Below are 16,190 nucleotides of genomic sequence, written 5' to 3' on the forward strand. Positions count from 1 at the left end.
TCCCTCGGTCCCCATCGGCATGCTGCACCCGATGCTCGTACGGATCGCGGCGCATCTCAATCCTCGGCCAGGTCGAGGAAGTCCTGCTCGTTGCGTTCGGCCAGTCGAATATAGAGCCGCCCGACCGCGTACAGCGCCGGATACACCGCGATACCGAGTACCAGCCACGGCAGGCGGATACCGAACAGCACGAACGATCCCACCGAGCCGAGCCGGAAAAGCACAGGCAGCGAACACAATACGAGGACCATCACCAAGCCGACCCGCAGCGCGAGCCCGAGCTGGGCCCGAATCAGCCCGCCGATCAGCGCTTCGCCGATCTCGGTCTGCTCGACCACCTCGACCCGGGTCCGCACCCGTCGGGCACCGCGCCGCTCGGCCAGCACCACGCGCTGCCGGGCCGGACGCTGCTGCGGACCAGTCACAGCTCCGCCTCGCTGCCGCTCGGCTCCGCTGCGACCGATGGTGCTGTGTCGACGGTGCCCTCGCTACGCTCGGTCACTGGCCCGTCCACTGCTGTCGCGGCCCGTGCACCAGCCGCTGTTTCAACTCACGCACCTGTCTGCGGCTGACCGGCAACTCCACCGCCGCCGCCGTGCCGTCGGCGCGCAGCCGAACCACTGTCCCGGTGCCGACCGCGCGCAGCCCGGTCACCAGCCGCAGCGCCACCAGATACGACCGGTGCACCCGGAGAAATCCCGCGTTCTCCCACCGGGATTCCAACGCGGACAGCGGAATCCGCACCAGATGCGAGCCCGAGTTGGTATGCAGCCTGGCGTAATCGCCATCCGCCTCCACCCAGCTCACACTCGACCGGTGCACCAACGTCGTGACCCCGCCCAACTCCACCGGGATGACCTCACTGGGATCGGCCTGCGGTTGCGTGACGGCTGGTGCCGGGGCACTGTGCGCCCCGGCGATCCGCCGTACCGCCTCGGCGAGCCGCGCCTCCCGCAGCGGCTTCAGCAGGTAATCCACCGCCCCCAGATCGAACGCCGCGATGGCCCGATCGTCGTGCGCCGTTACGAACACCACCGCGGGTGGATTGGCGAACTCGGACAGGATTCCCGCCAACTCCATCCCGTCCAACCCGGGCATATTGATATCGAGGAACACCGCATCGATCGGATGGGCGCGCATCAGCCGCAGCGCACTGGTCGCATCACTCGCGCTGTGGATCTGCCCGACTCCCGGTTGCGCGCGCAGCAAATAGACCAGCTCATCCAGAGCGGGCTTCTCGTCGTCCACGGCGAGCACGCGCAGTGCGGCGGCGGACTGGTCGGTGGTCCGGGTCACAGTCGCTCCATCGTAAGCGCCGGGCTGACGGCATCGGATCAGATGTCCAGGTCGGGGCGAAAACGGTCAACGCCGGGCCCTCACGCCTGGATGCCCGCGCGGAACTTGGGGACGCGCAGGCTGACCTTGGTGCCCGCGCCCGGGGCGGTTTCCACGATCAGCCCGTAGTCGTTGCCGAAGGCGGCGCGCAGCCGATCATCGACATTGGCCAGGCCGATATGCGCGGATTCGCCGGACCCCGCCGACCCGGTTCCGGGTTCGATGGCATCGAGCGCCCCGGAGCGCAACAGGTCGGGATCCATCCCGATGCCGTCGTCCTCGACGCTGATCACACAATCGGTGCCCGCGTCGGCCGCGACGATGCTCACCGTCCCGCCGCCCCCGGCCAGACCGTGGCGAACCGCGTTCTCCACCAACGGTTGCAGCGCCAGGAACGGCACCACGACCCCCAGCACCTCGGGCGCGATCTGCAGCCGAACCTCCAGTGCGTCACCGAATCGGGCGCGCTCCAATGCGAGATATCGCTCGATATTGCGCAATTCGTCCGCGAGCACCGTGAATTCGCCGGCCGCCCGAAAGGAGTAGCGGGTGAAGTCGGCGAACTCCAGGATCAGCTCGCGGGCCCGATTCGGGTCGGTGCGCACGAACGACGCGACCGTATTCAGCGCGTTGTAGATGAAATGTGGGCTGATCTGGGCCCGCAACGCGCGCACCTCGGCCCGATCGAGCCGGGCCCGCGAGGCGTCCAACTCCGCCAATTCCAGCTGCCCGCAGGCATATCTGGCCACCTCCGCGACCGCGCCGAGCCGCCCCGGCTCCGGTTTTCCGGTCGTCACCACCCCCAAAGCCCCTGCCACCCCGGCATTTTCGATGAGCAGCGGCTGCGCGATCAGCGTGCGACCCGCGTGCTCGCCCCGACCGGGCCCCGATACGAGCACCGGGCGTTCGGTCGCCACGGCGCGCCGTGCGGCGTCCGCGAACGGCTCCGCCAGATCCGAATGCGGCCCGTCCCAAGCCAGCAGCGTGCCCTCCGAATCCGCCACCCCCAATGCCTCCCCTCCGGTGAGCACCCGCAGATGCGGCGCGGACTCCTGTGCGGAGCGATCGTTGAGCCCTTGCCGCAGCGGCCGCGCCGCCAGCGACGCGGTGTGCAGCGCGGAATACACCGCCCGCTCGGCCGGCGTGGTCACCACCCGCCGCGTCCGCGACCACACCAGGAGCGCACCCACGATCAGCACCGCCGCGGCGACAACGGCGACAACGGCGGTCGTCACCGCACACCCACCGAGCAGTTCCGCCGCATCATCGCCCGATTATCGCCATGCCACCCCACATCCCGCCGGAACGCCGCAGAATCAGCCGCCCAGGCCGCGCCAGTGGCTGCCGCAGCCTGTAGCCGCGCGTCGTGTGGCATGACGTGTGGTCGATGTGAAGGTCGCCGCGCTCGACAACGATTGGTCCGGGCTGAAATTCGTCTGGCGGAAGAAACCGTAGTCGCGCCATCGCGTAGTGTCGATCTCTCCGCGCCCCGAGCTTCATTCGCGGAAATCGGACAGCTCTCCGCCCGTTTCGCACGACAACTCCGGCGGCCCAGATGACGCGCCGGTGATCTTCACCACCGACACGCCGGGCCCTCCTGGGACGTCCCGTCGCGGCGCGCGAGCCTCCCGAAATTTGTCAGACCACCGTGCCTAGAATCGCTAGGCCAACCCCCGTCGAGACCTTGGGAGGAAGGACCGTCTTGGCCGCCTCGTCCGGATCGTTCGTTCACCTGCACAACCACACCGAGTACTCCATGCTCGACGGTGCGGCCAAAATCTCTCCGCTCTTCGCCGAGGCAAACCGGTTGGGCATGAGCGCGGTCGGGATGACCGACCACGGCAATATGTACGGGGCGTCGGAGTTCTACAACTCCGCCAAGAAGGCGGATATCAAGCCGATCATCGGCATCGAGGCCTACATCGCACCGGCCTCCCGATTCGACACCAAGCGCGTGCAGTGGGGTGATCCCAGCCAGAAGGGCGACGACGTCTCCGGTTCGGGTGCCTACACCCATATGACGATGGTCGCCGAGAACGCGACCGGTCTGCACAATCTGTTCAAGCTGTCCAGCCTGGCCTCCCTCGAGGGGCAGCTCGGCAAGTGGGCGCGCATGGACGAGGAGATCATCGCCGAACACGCCGCGGGCATCATCGCCACCACCGGCTGCCCGTCGGGCGAGGTACAGACTCGCCTGCGCCTCGGACATGATCGCGAGGCACTGGAGGCCGCCGCCAAGTGGCAGGAGATCTTCGGCCCGGACAACTTCTTCCTGGAGATCATGGACCACGGGCTGTCCATCGAGCGCCGGGTCCGCGAAGGCCTGCTGGAGGTCGGGCGCAAGCTCGGCATCCGGCCGCTGGCCACCAACGACTGCCACTACGTCACCAAGGACGCCTCGACCAATCACGAAGCGCTGCTGTGCATTCAGACCGGCAAGACGCTCTCGGACCCGACCAGGTTCAAATTCGACGGTGACGGCTACTACCTGAAGTCCGCCGAGGAGATGCGGGCGATCTGGGACGCCGAGGTGCCCGGCGCCTGCGATTCGACCCTGCTGATCGCCGAGCGCGTGCAGTCCTATGACGAGGTGTGGCAGCACCGCGACCGGATGCCGATCTTCCCGGTGCCCGATGGCTACGACCAGGCCAGCTGGCTGCGCCGGGAGGTCGAACTCGGACTCCAGCGGCGTTTTCCCAACGGTGCGCCCCCCGACTATGTCCAGCGCGCCGAATACGAGATCGGCGTCATCTTGGAGATGGGTTTCCCGGCCTACTTCCTCGTGGTCGGCGACCTCATCAACCATGCGCGCGATGTTGGTATCCGGGTCGGCCCCGGTCGTGGTTCGGCGGCCGGTTCGCTGGTCGCCTACGCACTCGGCATCACCAATATCGACCCGATCCCGCACGGTCTGCTCTTCGAGCGCTTCCTGAACCCGGAGCGCGTGTCGATGCCCGATATCGATATCGACTTCGACGATCGTCGGCGCGGTGAAATGGTGCGCTACGCCAGCGAGAAGTGGGGCACCGACCGCGTCGCCCAGGTCATCACCTTCGGCACCATCAAGACCAAGGCCGCGATCAAGGACTCCGCGCGCGTCCTGTTCGGCCAGCCCGGTTTCGCCATCGCCGACCAGATCACCAAGGCGCTGCCGCCGCCGATCATGGCCAAGGACATCTCGGTCTCCGGCATCACCGATCCCGAGCACGAGCGCTACAAGGAAGCCGCCGAGGTCCGCGAACTCATCGGCAACAATCCCGATGTCGCGAAGATCTACGAGACCGCGCGCGGCCTCGAGGGCCTGATCCGCAACGCGGGCGTACACGCCTGCGCGGTCATCATGTCCTGTGATCCGCTCACCGACGCGATTCCGGTCTGGAAGCGGCCGCAGGACGGCGCGCTCATCACCGGCTGGGATTACCCGTCGTGTGAGGCCATCGGCCTGCTGAAGATGGACTTCCTCGGTCTGCGCAACCTCACCGTCATCGGTGACGCGCTGGACAACATCCAGGCCAACCGCGGCATCGAGCTGGATATGGACACGCTGCCGCTCGATGATGCAGCGACATTCGAATTGCTCTCCCGCGGTGACACTCTCGGCGTATTCCAGCTCGATGGTGGCCCCATGCGCGATCTGCTGCGCCGCATGCAGCCGACCGCATTCGAGGATATCGTCGCCGTCGGCGCGCTGTACCGCCCCGGCCCGATGGGCATGAACGCGCACAACGACTACGCCGACCGCAAGAACGCCCGGCAAGAGGTCAAGCCGATCCACCCGGAGCTCGAGGAGCCGCTCAAGGAGATCCTCGGCGAGACCTACGGTCTGATCGTCTACCAAGAGCAGATCATGCACGTCGCGCAGAAGGTGGCCGGGTACTCGCTCGGTCGAGCCGATATTCTGCGCCGCGCGATGGGTAAGAAGAAGGCCGAGGTGCTGGCCGCGGAGTTCGAGGGCTTCGAGGAGGGTATGCAGGCGAACGGGTATTCCAAGGCCGCGATCAAGGCGCTGTGGGACACCATCCTTCCGTTCGCCGGGTACGCGTTCAACAAATCGCACGCCGCCGCCTACGGTCTCATCTCCTACTGGACGGCCTACCTCAAGGCGAACTACCCCGCCGAATACCTGGCCGGTCTGCTGACCTCCGTCGGCGACGACAAGGATAAGGCCGCGGTCTACCTGTCGGATTGCCGCCGCCTCGGCGTGACCGTGCTGCCGCCGGATGTCAACGAATCCGAGCAGAACTTCGCCTCGGTGGGTAAGGACATTCGCTTCGGCCTCGGCGCGGTGCGCAATGTCGGCACGAACGTGGTGACCTCGATCATCCAGGCGCGCAAGGAGAAGTCGAAGTTCACCGACTTCTCCGACTATCTGAACAAGATCGACGCGATCGCCTGCACCAAGAAGGTCACCGAATCCCTCATCAAGGCAGGCGCGTTCGACTCGCTCGAGCATCCGCGCAAGGGTCTGCTGCTGGTGCACTCCGACGCCATCGACGCGGTGATGTCCACCAAGAAGGCCGAGGCGATCGGCCAGTTCGACCTGTTCGGCGGGCTGGATGCCGACGAATCGGTGGCCTCGGTATTCAACGTAAAGGTGCCCGACGAGGAGTGGGAGTCCAAGCACAAGCTGGCGCTGGAACGCGAGATGCTCGGCCTCTACGTCTCCGGGCATCCGCTCAACGGCGTCGAACATGTCCTCGCGGCACAGGTGGATACGCCGATTCCGGCCATTCTCGAAGGCGATGTCAAGGACGGCGCGCAGGTCACCATCGGCGGCATCCTCGCCTCGGTGAACCGCCGGATCAACAAGAACGGTCTGGCCTGGGCCTCGGCGCAGCTCGAGGATCTGACCGGTGGTGTCGAGGTGCTGTTCTTCCCGCAGGCCTACTCGGTCTACGGCGCCGATGTGGTCGAGGATGCGGTGGTGCTGGTGAAGGCGCGCGTCTCGGTGCGCGACGACCGGATCTCGTTGATCGCCAACGATCTCGCCGTCCCCGATCTCTCCTCGATCGGTGTCGCCAAGCCGCTCGCGGTGATCCTGCCGACGCGCCTGTGCACCCCCGATAAGGTGAGCGAACTCAAGCGCGTGCTGTCCAGGCATCCCGGCACCGCCGACGTCCACCTGCGCCTGGTCGGCGCCCGCGAGAAGACCACTTTGCTGAAACTCGATGACAGCCTGCGGGTTTCGCCCTCCTCGGCGCTGATGGGTGACCTCAAGGCGCTTCTCGGCCCCGGCTGTTTGGCGGGGTAGTTCGTAACGCCAACGGCCCGGACTCGCAATGCGGGTCCGGGCCGTCGTTGTCGAGAAGCATTGTGGCGGTTCGTTTTCCGGCGGTGAGTCGCGCCATGGCGTGTCCGGTCGGATAACCGGTCTGTTCGGGTCAGGAAAGTCTCTATCGACTCAGTTCGGCAAGGGAGTGTTGTGTCGGCATCTCGACCTCGTGTCGATCCGCCCGGTGCTGCAGCCGCTGCGCCCATACGATCGTGGCCAGCATGGCGATGCCGAGCGCCGCGCCGATCCAGCCGACCGACGCGTACCCCAGGCCGGCGCCGATGGCGATACCGCCCAACCAGGGGCCGACGGTGATGCCGACATTGAACGCCGAGAAATTGGTGGCGGTGGCCAGCGTCGGTGCCGCGCCCGCGAGACTGAACACGCGGGTGTTGAGGGCGGGGTTGGTGGCGAATCCGAAGGCGCCCAACAGGAATACCAGGATCACCACCGGCACGGGCATGGTCGCGGTCAGTGCCAGTACTGCCGCGATAATGATCAATCCGGTCGTCCCGACCGTCAGCACTCGGAAGGGGTGGGCGTCGGAGGCTCGGCCGCCCACGGTGATGCCGATCAGTGCGCCGATGCCGTACACCGTGAGCACCAACGGAATCCAGCTGTCCGCGATTCCGGTCGTGCGGGCCAGGAGTGCGCCGAGGTAGGCGAAGATGACCAGTTGCGCGCCGGTCGAGAGCGCGGTGGTGCTGTAGGACAACCACAGTCGCGGATTGATCATGGTGCGCAGTTCGCGGCGCAGGTCCGGCACGTCGGAGGGGCGACCACCCGGAATCTTCGCAGCGACACCGGCCATCGCCAGCGCGGACAGGATGGCGACCGCCCAGAACGCGGCGCGCCAGCCCAGATGCTGGCCGATCACCGTGCCCGCCGGGAGTCCGACGATATTGGCCACCGTGAGCCCGCCCGCGACAATGCTCATCGCCTTACCGCGCGCGTTCGCTGGCACCAGACCCAGCGCCGTCGTCGCGGCGACCGCCCAGAATCCGGCGTAGACGAACGCGCCGATCACTCGGGTGCCGAACAGCACCCAGTAGCCCGGTGTCAGCGCGGCGACCACGTGCGCGGCGATGAACACGCCGAGGAAGGCGAGCAGTGCGGTGCGCCGCGGCCAGCGCAGGGTGAGCACGGCCAGCGCCGGCGCGCCCACCAGCATGCCCAGGGCGAAGGCCGAAATCAGCAGGCCCGCTCGGGGGATGGAGACGCCGAGGTCGGCGGCCATCTCGGTGAGCAGGCCGGAGAGCATCAACTCCGAGGTGCCCTGGGCGAAGATGGACAGCCCGAGGATGTAGACGGCGAACGGCATCGGAGGCCCTCTCTAGTTTTGGATTGATCAGTTCAAAATGAGGTCAAAAAGAAAGCGGCTGCAATGCCGCCGTTGCGAATTCGTAGTTTGGCGGCTTGTGTGGCCGCGAGGTGTGTTCGGCTCGGCCGAGTGCTCAGGATCTAGAGAACGCTCAGTGCTGTCGTGGCGATCGCCTCCAGGGTGTCCTTTCCGGCCCCGCCGCGCGCCGCTACTCGCATGCCGCTGATCGTCGTGATCACGAAATGGGCCAGCGTGCGCGCATCCTTGCTCGCATCGATCTCGCCGGATCGTTGACCTGCCCGGATCGCTGCGGTCAACGCGTCGAGTCGCCGATTCTGATCTTCACGCAGCGTCGCGGCCACCCCCGGATCTCGCGGCGCCAGCTCGACCGTCGAATTGACCACCAGGCAGCCGATCGGGTCTTCCTCGGGCGCTTCGATGGTCAGCCGCAGCAGTGCGCCCACCTTGGCTCGCGCGGGCAGGTTCCCGTCGAGGATTTCGAAGATCGAGGCGTTCTTGGTGGTGATGTAGCGCCGCAGGGCCCGGTCGAACAGCTCGTGCTTGCTGGTGAAGGTGTTGTAGATGCTGCTGCGGCCCAGACCCGTTGCGTCGCAGAGATCCTGGGTCGAGGTGCCCTCGTAACCCGCGGACCAGAACGCGCGCATCGCCGCGTCCACGGCCCGCTCCTCGTCGAATGCCTTCGGTCGCGCCATGCCGTCACGCTAGCATGTTTTGAACTAATCAGTCCAATATCGGTGGGTGCTACGGCGATACCGCGACGCCGAGCGAGAGCGCGGCGAAAAACTTGGGTCCATCCGCATAGAACTCGTCGAAGTCGCGGATTTCGAAACCGGCGGCCTCGACCAGACCGCGGATATCGCGATCGAGATTGCAGCCGCCCGCTATCACCTTCTCGATTGGATTCAGGCGGTGCTGCCACCTCTGGACGCCCGGATCCGGTGCCAGGCCGTGTTCGACGAAGTGGAAGGTGCCGCCGGGGACGAGCACTCGGCGCACCTCGGCCAGCGCGGTCGCGATATCCGGGATGGTGCACATCGTCCAGGTCGAGAGCGCGGAGTCGAAGCTGTTATCGGCGAACGGCAGCGCCTGGCCATCGAGCCCGGCGCGCTCGATCGGCACGGTGGCCTTCGCGAGCCGCTTGGTCGCGAGTTTCCAGCCGAGATCGGCGGGTTCGACCGCGGTGATCGACTCGACGCCGGCCGGATAGAACGGGATGTTCAGCCCGGATCCGAAGCCGATCTCGACCACGCGTCCGTGCAGTCCGGCGCAGGCGCGCTCGCGCTGCGGATTGTTGAGCTTGGTCCCGCAGGCCACATTCACCAGCCGCGGCACGAACTGATCGTTGTAGATACCCACGCCCCAACTCTGTCAGGGCCGCTTCCGTCTCGCCAGCACCAATGCCCGGTCGACCGGAGTCCGAACACCCGGCGCGCCGCAGGACCCTTTGAACCGGCCGCCTGTCGAACGCGTTCGGGGTGCCATGCGCGCTGGTCGGTCCCGTACTCCGTGTTTGCCGATACGAGCTTCGAACTGGCGGCGTTCGCTCTCGCGCAGGATGGCAGCGTAGGCGAGTGCGAGTCGAGGTCCGTGGCACGACGTGTCGGGACCGCCTCGGCATGCGATGCTGGCCCGGTGACCTTGTTCGAGGTGTGGGGGCCGCGACCGGAGCGGGTGCGGGTCGAGGTCGACGGCACCGCGCATCCGATGACCAGGTCCGCCGACGGCTGGTGGCGGGCCGACCTCCCGGCACGATCCGGCGCGCGCTATGGCTATCTGCTCGACGACGATCCGACCGTCCTGCCCGATCCGCGCTCGGCCAGGCAGCCCGACGGTGTGCACGGTCGCTCGGCAGTTCATACCCTCGATCCGGCAGGCTGGACCGATGCGGGCTGGACCGGTCGCCCGCTGGCCGGTGCGATCCTCTACGAACTGCATGTGGGCACCTTCACCCCCGAGGGCACCTTCGGCGCCGCCATCGAGCACCTCGACCACCTCGTCGAACTCGGGGTCACCATGGTCGAGCTGATGCCGGTCAACGCCTTCGATGGCACCCACAACTGGGGGTACGACGGTGTGCTCTGGTACGCGGTGCACGAGCCCTATGGTGGTCCGGACGGCCTGCAACGCTTCGTGAACGCCTGCCACGCAAGGGGTTTGGCGGTCGCGCTCGACGTCGTCCACAACCACCTCGGCCCATCCGGCAACTATCTGCCCCGCTTCGCGCCCTACCTGACCGAGGGCCGCAACACCTGGGGTCAGAGCCTCAATCTGGACGGCCCCGATTCGGATCCGGTGCGCCGCTTCATCATCGAGAACGCGCTGCGCTGGCTGCGCGACTTCCACATCGACGCACTGCGTTTGGATGCCGTGCACGCCCTGGTCGACCGCACGGCGACCCATCTGCTCGCCGAACTGGCCGCCGACACCGAATCCCTTGCCGCCCATGTGCGTCGGCCGCTGACCCTGATCGCGGAAAGCGATCTCAACGATCCGAAACTCATCACCCCGCGCGCGGCGGGCGGCTACGGCCTGACCGGACAGTGGAACGATGACCTGCATCATGCCGTGCACACCGCGGTCTCGGGTGAACGTCAGGGCTACTACGCCGACTTCGGCTCGCTGCGCTGTCTGGCACACACGCTCACGCACGGATTCTTCCACGTCGGAACGTATTCCAGCTTCCGCGGCCGCACCCACGGCCGCCCGCTCGACACTCGGTTTGTGCCCGCGAGCGCATTGCTCGCCTACACCTGCACACACGATCAGATCGGCAACCGTGCGATCGGTGACCGCCCGAGCGCCTACTTGACCGACGGACAGCTGGCGATCAAGGCTGCGCTGGTGCTGTTCTCGGCATATACGCCCATGCTGTTCATGGGGGAGGAGTGGGGCGCGCGCACCCCGTTCCAGTTCTTCACCTCGCATACCGACCCGGTGATCGGGGCCGCCACCGGTACCGGACGCAAGGCCGAATTCGCCGAACACGGCTGGGACACCGCGGACGTACCGGATCCGCAGGACCCCGAAACCTTCCTGCGTTCCAAGCTCGACTGGTCCGAACCGCAGCAGAAACGGCATGTTGAGCTACTTTCTTGCTATCGAAAGCTGATTGCTCTGCGGCGGGAAAGGATTGAGATGACCGACCCGTGGCTCACTCGTGTATCCGTCGACTATGACGAGAACGCCCGCTGGATCGCGGTGCGCCGCGGCCCGTTGGTGCTGGTATGCAACCTCTCGGAAAAGCAGGTCACGGTCCCTGTCGCCGGTGTGTCCCTGTTGTCGTGGGAGCCCGCGACCGAAAGTGTTTCCGCGACGGCGATACCGGGCCACTCATTCGTGATCCTGGAGAATCCGTAGCGAAACTCCCGATTGCTGAAGCTACGCTGAGTCTACTGTCCGAGACAGAGTCATTGCCGAGTGCGATTTGCGCCATTACCGTTGGTATATGAGCAACGTGGCTTCCTCCGGGGATCTAGCAGATCTCCCCGCCGGGGTGGGTGGCAGTGCCACCGCCGAATTCGCACCATTGGTACGCGCATTCGCGAAGGTCTTCGGTCGTCGCCGGGGGGCGGGCGGAGCTTTGGCGGTACATCTGCACGGTGAGCCACTGGTCGACATCTGGGCCGGGAGTGCGGGGGACACGCCATGGACCCAGGACACCGGGACGATCATCTTCTCCGCCACCAAGGGCGTCACCGCCACGGTCATCCACCGACTCGCCGATCGCGGTCTGCTCGACTATGCGGCTCCGGTGGCCGAATACTGGTCGGAGTTCGGGCAGAACGGCAAGGGCGACATCACTATTCGTCAGGTGATGACCCACAGCGCGGGGCTCGGTGGTCTGCACCCGATCGCCGCTGGACTCGAGGACGTACTCGACCACCAGCTGATGGAGCAGCGCCTCGCCGCCGCGAAACCCGATCGCCTGCTCGGCACTCCGGCCTATCACGCGCTCACCTTCGGCTGGTTGCTCGCCGGACTGGCCCGCGCCGTCACCGGCCACGGCATGGCGGAGCTGTTCCGCACCGAGGTCGCCGAACCGCTCGGCATCGACGGCATCCACCTCGGCCTGCCGCCCACGCCCGCGTCGACGACCTACGCGCCGCTGGCGGGCACCCAGCTGAGCCTGATCGGAAAGCCGATCAGCACAAGGGTATTGGGCCGCAGCTACGCCCTGCCCGGTGCGCTCGGCGCGGCCGCGCGCTGTCTGTTCCTGCCCGGGCTGGAGACCATTCTGGAGGGCGACCTGCCGCCGATCCTGGACACCGAACTCGGTGCCGGCAACGGCGTCTGCACCGCCGCGGCGCTGGCCACCATGTACGGCGCGCTGGCCAACGACGGTACAGCCGACGGCACGCAATACCTGACACCGCGAACCATCGAGGCGCTGAGCCGGATTCGGAGTTTCCGACTCGACCACGCCCTGTTCTACGCCCCGATGCTGTGGCATCTGGGCTACCACTCGCTGCCGATGCCCGGTGCGCTCGGCGGCTTCGGCCATATCGGTCTCGGCGGCTCCTTCGGCTGGGCCGAGCCGCGTCTGGGCCTGTCGGTCGGGTTCGTGCACAACCGTCTGTCGGTGGGGCAGTTGAGCTTCGATCAGGCCTCGGCGGCGTGGTTGTTGCCGATGGTCATGGCGGGCCTGCGCACAACGCGGCGGGCAGCGGCTCTCGTCGAGACGCCGGAGGCGGCGTAAGCGGATGCGTCAGGTGAGGTAGCGGTAGGCCGGGGAGCCCGGCTCCAATCGCTCGACCTGGATCGGCGATTCGTGCATCCGTTCCAGCAGTGCGCTCAGCCCCTCGGGCACGCCCAGCTCGATACCGACCAGCGCCGCACCGGTTTCCCGGTTGTTGCGCTTGACGTACTCGAACAGGGTGATGTCGTCATCGGGGCCGAGCACCTCGTTGAGGAACCGCCGCAGCGCGCCCGGCTCCTGCGGAAAGTCCACCAGGAAATAGTGTTTCAGGCCGCGGTGCACCAGCGAGCGCTCGATGATCTCGCCGTAGCGGGACACATCGTTGTTGCCGCCGGAGACCAGGCACACCACCGTTGATCCCGGCTCGACCGCGATATCGGCCAGGGCCGCCACCGACAGCGCGCCCGCGGGCTCGGCGATGATGCCCTCGTTCTGGTACAGGTCGAGCATGGTGGTGCAGATCGCGCCCTCGTCGACCTGCATCAAGCGGAAAGAGCCCGCGCCGCTGGGGGATTCGGTGGCGGTCAGTAGCGGCAGCGAGGCGTGCGAGACCACCCGGCCGCCGAATGCGGCGATCGCCGCATAGGGCAACTGGCCGATCCGGCGCACCGCGGCGCCGTCGACGAACGGATCGATCTCCGGCAGCGTCACCGGGCCGCCCGCGACCAGCGCCGCGGTCATCGAGGCCGCGCCCGCCGGTTCGACGCCGAGAATGCCGGTGGCCGGCGAGCGCTCACGCAGATACGTGCCGATGCCCGCCAAACAGCCGCCGCCGCCGACCGGCACCACCACCAGATCGGGGGTCCGGCCGCCGAGCTGTTCCAGGATCTCGGGGGCGATGGTGCCCTGCCCGGCCGCGGTGCGCGAATCGTCGAACGGCGGCACCATGGTGGCGCCGGTGCGCTCGACATCCTCGGCGGCGGCCGCGGCGGCGGCATCATAGGTTTCCCCGACCGCGATCAGCTCGACGAATTCGCCGCCGTGCACCCGGATGCGGTCGCGCTTCTGCTTCGGCGTGGTGGTCGGCACGTAGATGCGGCCCTTGATGCCCATCGCATTGCAGGCGAAGGCCACGCCCTGGGCGTGATTGCCCGCGCTGGCCGCGACCACGCCCGCGTTTCGCTCGGACTCGGTGAGCTGCACGATCAGGTTGTAGGCGCCGCGCAGCTTGTAGGAACGGACGGCGGTGAGGTCTTCGCGCTTCAGATAGACCTGCGCCCCGGTCAGCGCGGAAAGCCGGGGGCTGTGCTGCAGCGGGGTCGGCTCGATAATGTCGGCAATTCGCTTGGCGGCGGCGTCGATCTCGTCCGCGGTCAGCGCGGGACGAGATGTGGACTGGTCGTCGAGTAGTTCGAGCGGATTGGACACTCGAAACATGCTGCCATCCGCCGCGTCGGCTGGACGCGGCGGGTGGGCGTCAGAGGCAGGCAAACGACCAGTTCACTGCCGTCGGCCCCCGGGAATCAGCGCGGTGTGAGCACGAAAACCGGAATCTGGCGGGTCGTCTTGGTCTGGTAGCCGGCGTAATCGGGCCAGGCCTCGACGGCCCGCGCCCACCACAGCGCCTTTTCCTCGCCGAAGACCTCGCGTGCGGTGTAGTCCTTGTTCGCGGTGCCGTCGCGCAGTTCGACATGCGGTTCGGCCTTGATGTTGTGGTACCAGACGGGATGCTTCGGTGCCCCGCCCAATGAGGCGACGACCGCGTACTCGCCGTCGTGCTCGATCCGCATCAGCGCGGTTTTGCGCAGCAGTCCGGTCTTCGCGCCCTTGGTGGTCAACACGATGACCGGCTTCCCCTGCAGCATCAGACCATCGGTACCGCCGGAGTTCTCGATCGTCTCGACCTGCTCACGTGCCCAATCGCTGGTACTCGGTGCGTACTCTCCTGTAAGTGGCATAGCGAAACAAACGCGCCGCGGTCCCCAACTGTTCCCGCCGATGCGCACAGGTGTCCCCAGGGGAAATGTTAGGTGGCCCGAACTTCAACATCCGTGTAGCCTGACCCCATGGCAGTGGTACACCCATCGACCCGCCCCGCGGCAGTAGATATCGCGGGCACCGCGTGGCCGATGTACAAGCTCGAGGCTGTTGTCCTCGCGTTGGTCACCTGCCTGGTTCTCGCGCTGATGACCGGGTCGCTGCAGGTCGCGGTGCTGGTCGCCGCCGCCGTCGGAGCCACCCGCTGGATCATCGGTGCGGTCACCCGACACGAAACGGCTCGTCGCCACCAGGGCTAGTCGAGTGCTGCACCGCGCGGCCATCGCCGTGCTCGAACCGGCGGTGCGAACAGCGGCCGAACAGTAATCGGAGCGCCACACCCGTGACTTCGACCCGAGTAGCGTCGGGCCTATGGAACCGGGAGACATGACCGATCGAGTGTCATTCCACGCGGATCGTGTCGATTCCGGAGCACTCGACATGCTCGTCACCATCCTCGACCTGCAGGTGGCGCTACCCGGTATCCAGCGGATGCGCCGGTGGGCGCATGAGGTGCTGGCGGTCACCGCCGGGGAGCGCGCCCTCGATATCGGCTCCGGCACCGGCTCGGAGGTGGCCTACTTCGCCGAGCGGGTCGGTCCGGATGGCGAGGCGGTCGGTGTCGACCCCAATCCCGATATGGTCGCGCTGGCTCGTAAGCGCGCCGAGGCGGCCGGGTCCACGGCGCGGTTCATGGACGGTTCGGTCTACCAGCTGCCGTTCCCGGACGGCATATTCGACGCGGTCCGCTGCGAGCGGGTCTACCAGCATCTGGACGATCCGGTCGCGGCCACCGCGGAGATCGTCCGAGTGCTGCGCCCGGGCGGACGGGTGCTGCTGATCGATAGCGATTGGTACACCGCCATCACGCATCCCGGCGATCCGGCGGTGGTCCAGGCGATGAGTGAAGTCATGCTGGCCGATACCCCGAACCCGGGTTCGGGCCGCCGTCTGCGCGGTTATCTGACGGCCGCCGGATGCGGCATCGACGATATCGGCTCGGAGGCGGTGATCTGGGATTCGGTATCGGGAGCTGGACTCTTCCGGCACATGACCAACCAGGCCGTCGAGCGTGGCGCGGTCACCGCCGAGCAGCAGGAGCGATTCCACCTCGATCTCGAACACGGCTTCGCCACCGAGGACTATCACCTGTCGGTGACGATGTTCGCGGTTCTGGCCCATCGGGAGTTCTCCTCCTCCGCCGTGTCCCGCCCGCCGTTATAGCTCTGCGCTACAAACCTCACGCCGGGCGAGGTCGCGGAGGTTCCGCTGGCGGAGAAGGAAATGATCCCCGGCAAGCTCATCCAGGCGGTGGTCCGGGATTTCCACATCAAGGTCAATACCTGCACCGGTCCGGTGAACCTCCGGCAGTACACCTACGTCACGGCCACCTCGCCCGAGACCGACGATATGGGTGCGGTATTCGGCGACCCCACCTGGTTGTAGTCGCGCCAGGGTACTCGCGAAAATCCCGTCCGGAGCGCGTCTTTCCCGTTGAAAGACAACATTTTCATTAACATTCCCGCCGTTTGCCCCGATGATTCGGGTAGTCGAGTACGCAGGTTTCG

13 protein-coding genes and 1 pseudogene are annotated in these 16,190 nt (G+C 66.8%); 6 read left to right on the forward strand and 8 right to left on the reverse strand.

What is annotated here, in order from left to right; translation table 11 throughout:
* Positions 1-56: 56 nt before the first annotated feature.
* From OG874_RS04240 to OG874_RS04250, 3 genes are all read right to left on the reverse strand, one after another.
* Positions 57-425 (reverse strand): hypothetical protein, encoded by a 369-nt coding sequence (locus OG874_RS04240; RefSeq protein ID WP_330253817.1) that lies wholly within the window; start codon positions 423-425, stop codon positions 57-59.
* Positions 426-498: 73 nt separating this feature from the next.
* Positions 499-1,296, reverse strand: a complete 798-nt coding sequence (locus OG874_RS04245; RefSeq protein WP_330253818.1) for a LytR/AlgR family response regulator transcription factor — start codon at positions 1,294-1,296, stop codon at positions 499-501.
* An 80-nt stretch (positions 1,297-1,376) separates the two neighbouring features.
* The gene (locus OG874_RS04250; RefSeq protein ID WP_330253819.1) at positions 1,377-2,570 is read right to left on the reverse strand and encodes a sensor histidine kinase; all 1,194 of its coding nucleotides are present in this window, start codon (positions 2,568-2,570) and stop codon (positions 1,377-1,379) included.
* Between the two features lie 467 nt (positions 2,571-3,037).
* On the opposite strand from OG874_RS04250, the gene dnaE reads away from it, so the two are divergent.
* Positions 3,038-6,586: a DNA polymerase III subunit alpha gene (dnaE, locus tag OG874_RS04255; RefSeq protein WP_330253820.1), complete on the forward strand. Its 3,549-nt coding sequence runs from the start codon at positions 3,038-3,040 to the stop codon at positions 6,584-6,586.
* A 142-nt stretch (positions 6,587-6,728) separates the two neighbouring features.
* Here dnaE and OG874_RS04260 read toward each other — a convergent pair whose 3' ends face one another.
* From OG874_RS04260 to OG874_RS04270, 3 genes are all read right to left on the reverse strand, one after another.
* Positions 6,729-7,928, reverse strand: a complete 1,200-nt coding sequence (locus OG874_RS04260; protein WP_330253821.1) for a Cmx/CmrA family chloramphenicol efflux MFS transporter — start codon at positions 7,926-7,928, stop codon at positions 6,729-6,731.
* Between the two features lie 140 nt (positions 7,929-8,068).
* Positions 8,069-8,641: a TetR/AcrR family transcriptional regulator gene (locus tag OG874_RS04265; RefSeq protein ID WP_330253822.1), complete on the reverse strand. Its 573-nt coding sequence runs from the start codon at positions 8,639-8,641 to the stop codon at positions 8,069-8,071.
* A gap of 49 nt (positions 8,642-8,690) precedes the next feature.
* Positions 8,691-9,305 carry a class I SAM-dependent methyltransferase gene (locus OG874_RS04270; RefSeq protein ID WP_330253823.1) on the reverse strand — a complete coding sequence of 205 codons (615 nt, stop codon included), beginning with the start codon at positions 9,303-9,305 and terminating at the stop codon, positions 8,691-8,693.
* A 276-nt stretch (positions 9,306-9,581) separates the two neighbouring features.
* Here OG874_RS04270 and treZ point away from each other — a divergent pair, with 276 nt between their 5' ends.
* Together treZ and OG874_RS04280 are read left to right on the forward strand one after the other, a co-directional pair.
* A complete protein-coding gene (gene treZ / locus OG874_RS04275) occupies positions 9,582-11,306 on the forward strand; it encodes a malto-oligosyltrehalose trehalohydrolase (protein WP_330253824.1) in 1,725 nt (574 codons plus the stop codon).
* Between the two features lie 88 nt (positions 11,307-11,394).
* Positions 11,395-12,645 (forward strand): serine hydrolase domain-containing protein, encoded by a 1,251-nt coding sequence (locus OG874_RS04280; RefSeq protein ID WP_330253825.1) that lies wholly within the window; start codon positions 11,395-11,397, stop codon positions 12,643-12,645.
* A gap of 9 nt (positions 12,646-12,654) precedes the next feature.
* Here OG874_RS04280 and ilvA read toward each other — a convergent pair whose 3' ends face one another.
* Both ilvA and OG874_RS04290 read right to left on the reverse strand, forming a co-directional pair.
* Entirely contained in the window at positions 12,655-14,013 is a 1,359-nt protein-coding gene (ilvA, locus tag OG874_RS04285) for a threonine ammonia-lyase IlvA (RefSeq protein WP_330253826.1), read from the reverse strand.
* 95 nt (positions 14,014-14,108) lie between these two features.
* On the reverse strand, positions 14,109-14,543 hold the full coding sequence (locus tag OG874_RS04290) for a nitroreductase family deazaflavin-dependent oxidoreductase (protein ID WP_330253827.1): 435 nt from the start codon (positions 14,541-14,543) through the stop codon (positions 14,109-14,111).
* A 108-nt stretch (positions 14,544-14,651) separates the two neighbouring features.
* Between OG874_RS04290 and OG874_RS04295 the strand changes: the two genes are divergently transcribed.
* From OG874_RS04295 to OG874_RS04305, 3 genes and pseudogenes are all read left to right on the forward strand, one after another.
* Complete coding sequence (locus OG874_RS04295) at positions 14,652-14,882, forward strand: hypothetical protein (protein WP_330253828.1); 231 nt, start codon at positions 14,652-14,654, stop codon at positions 14,880-14,882.
* Between the two features lie 127 nt (positions 14,883-15,009).
* Positions 15,010-15,846, forward strand: coding sequence for a methyltransferase domain-containing protein (locus OG874_RS04300; protein WP_330253829.1), 837 nt, complete (start codon positions 15,010-15,012; stop codon positions 15,844-15,846).
* 21 nt (positions 15,847-15,867) lie between these two features.
* Positions 15,868-16,068: pseudogene (locus OG874_RS04305) on the forward strand (MspA family porin); the annotation flags it as partial.
* Positions 16,069-16,190 lie beyond the last annotated feature (122 nt).

Origin of the sequence: Nocardia sp. NBC_00565 (assembly GCF_036345915.1) — a bacterium.
GTDB lineage: Bacteria > Actinomycetota > Actinomycetes > Mycobacteriales > Mycobacteriaceae > Nocardia.

Excerpts from the sequence above, each read along its gene's own strand:
- OG874_RS04290 (WP_330253827.1), bottom strand. The coding sequence starts at position 14,543 with ATGCCACTTACAGGAGAGTACGCACCGAGTACCAGCGATTGGGCACGT.
- OG874_RS04300 (WP_330253829.1), top strand. The coding sequence starts at position 15,010 with ATGACCGATCGAGTGTCATTCCACGCGGATCGTGTCGATTCCGGAGCA.
- OG874_RS04295 (WP_330253828.1), top strand. The coding sequence starts at position 14,652 with ATGGCAGTGGTACACCCATCGACCCGCCCCGCGGCAGTAGATATCGCG.
- OG874_RS04280 (WP_330253825.1), top strand. The coding sequence starts at position 11,395 with ATGAGCAACGTGGCTTCCTCCGGGGATCTAGCAGATCTCCCCGCCGGG.
- OG874_RS04265 (WP_330253822.1), bottom strand. The coding sequence starts at position 8,641 with ATGGCGCGACCGAAGGCATTCGACGAGGAGCGGGCCGTGGACGCGGCG.
- OG874_RS04260 (WP_330253821.1), bottom strand. The coding sequence starts at position 7,928 with ATGCCGTTCGCCGTCTACATCCTCGGGCTGTCCATCTTCGCCCAGGGC.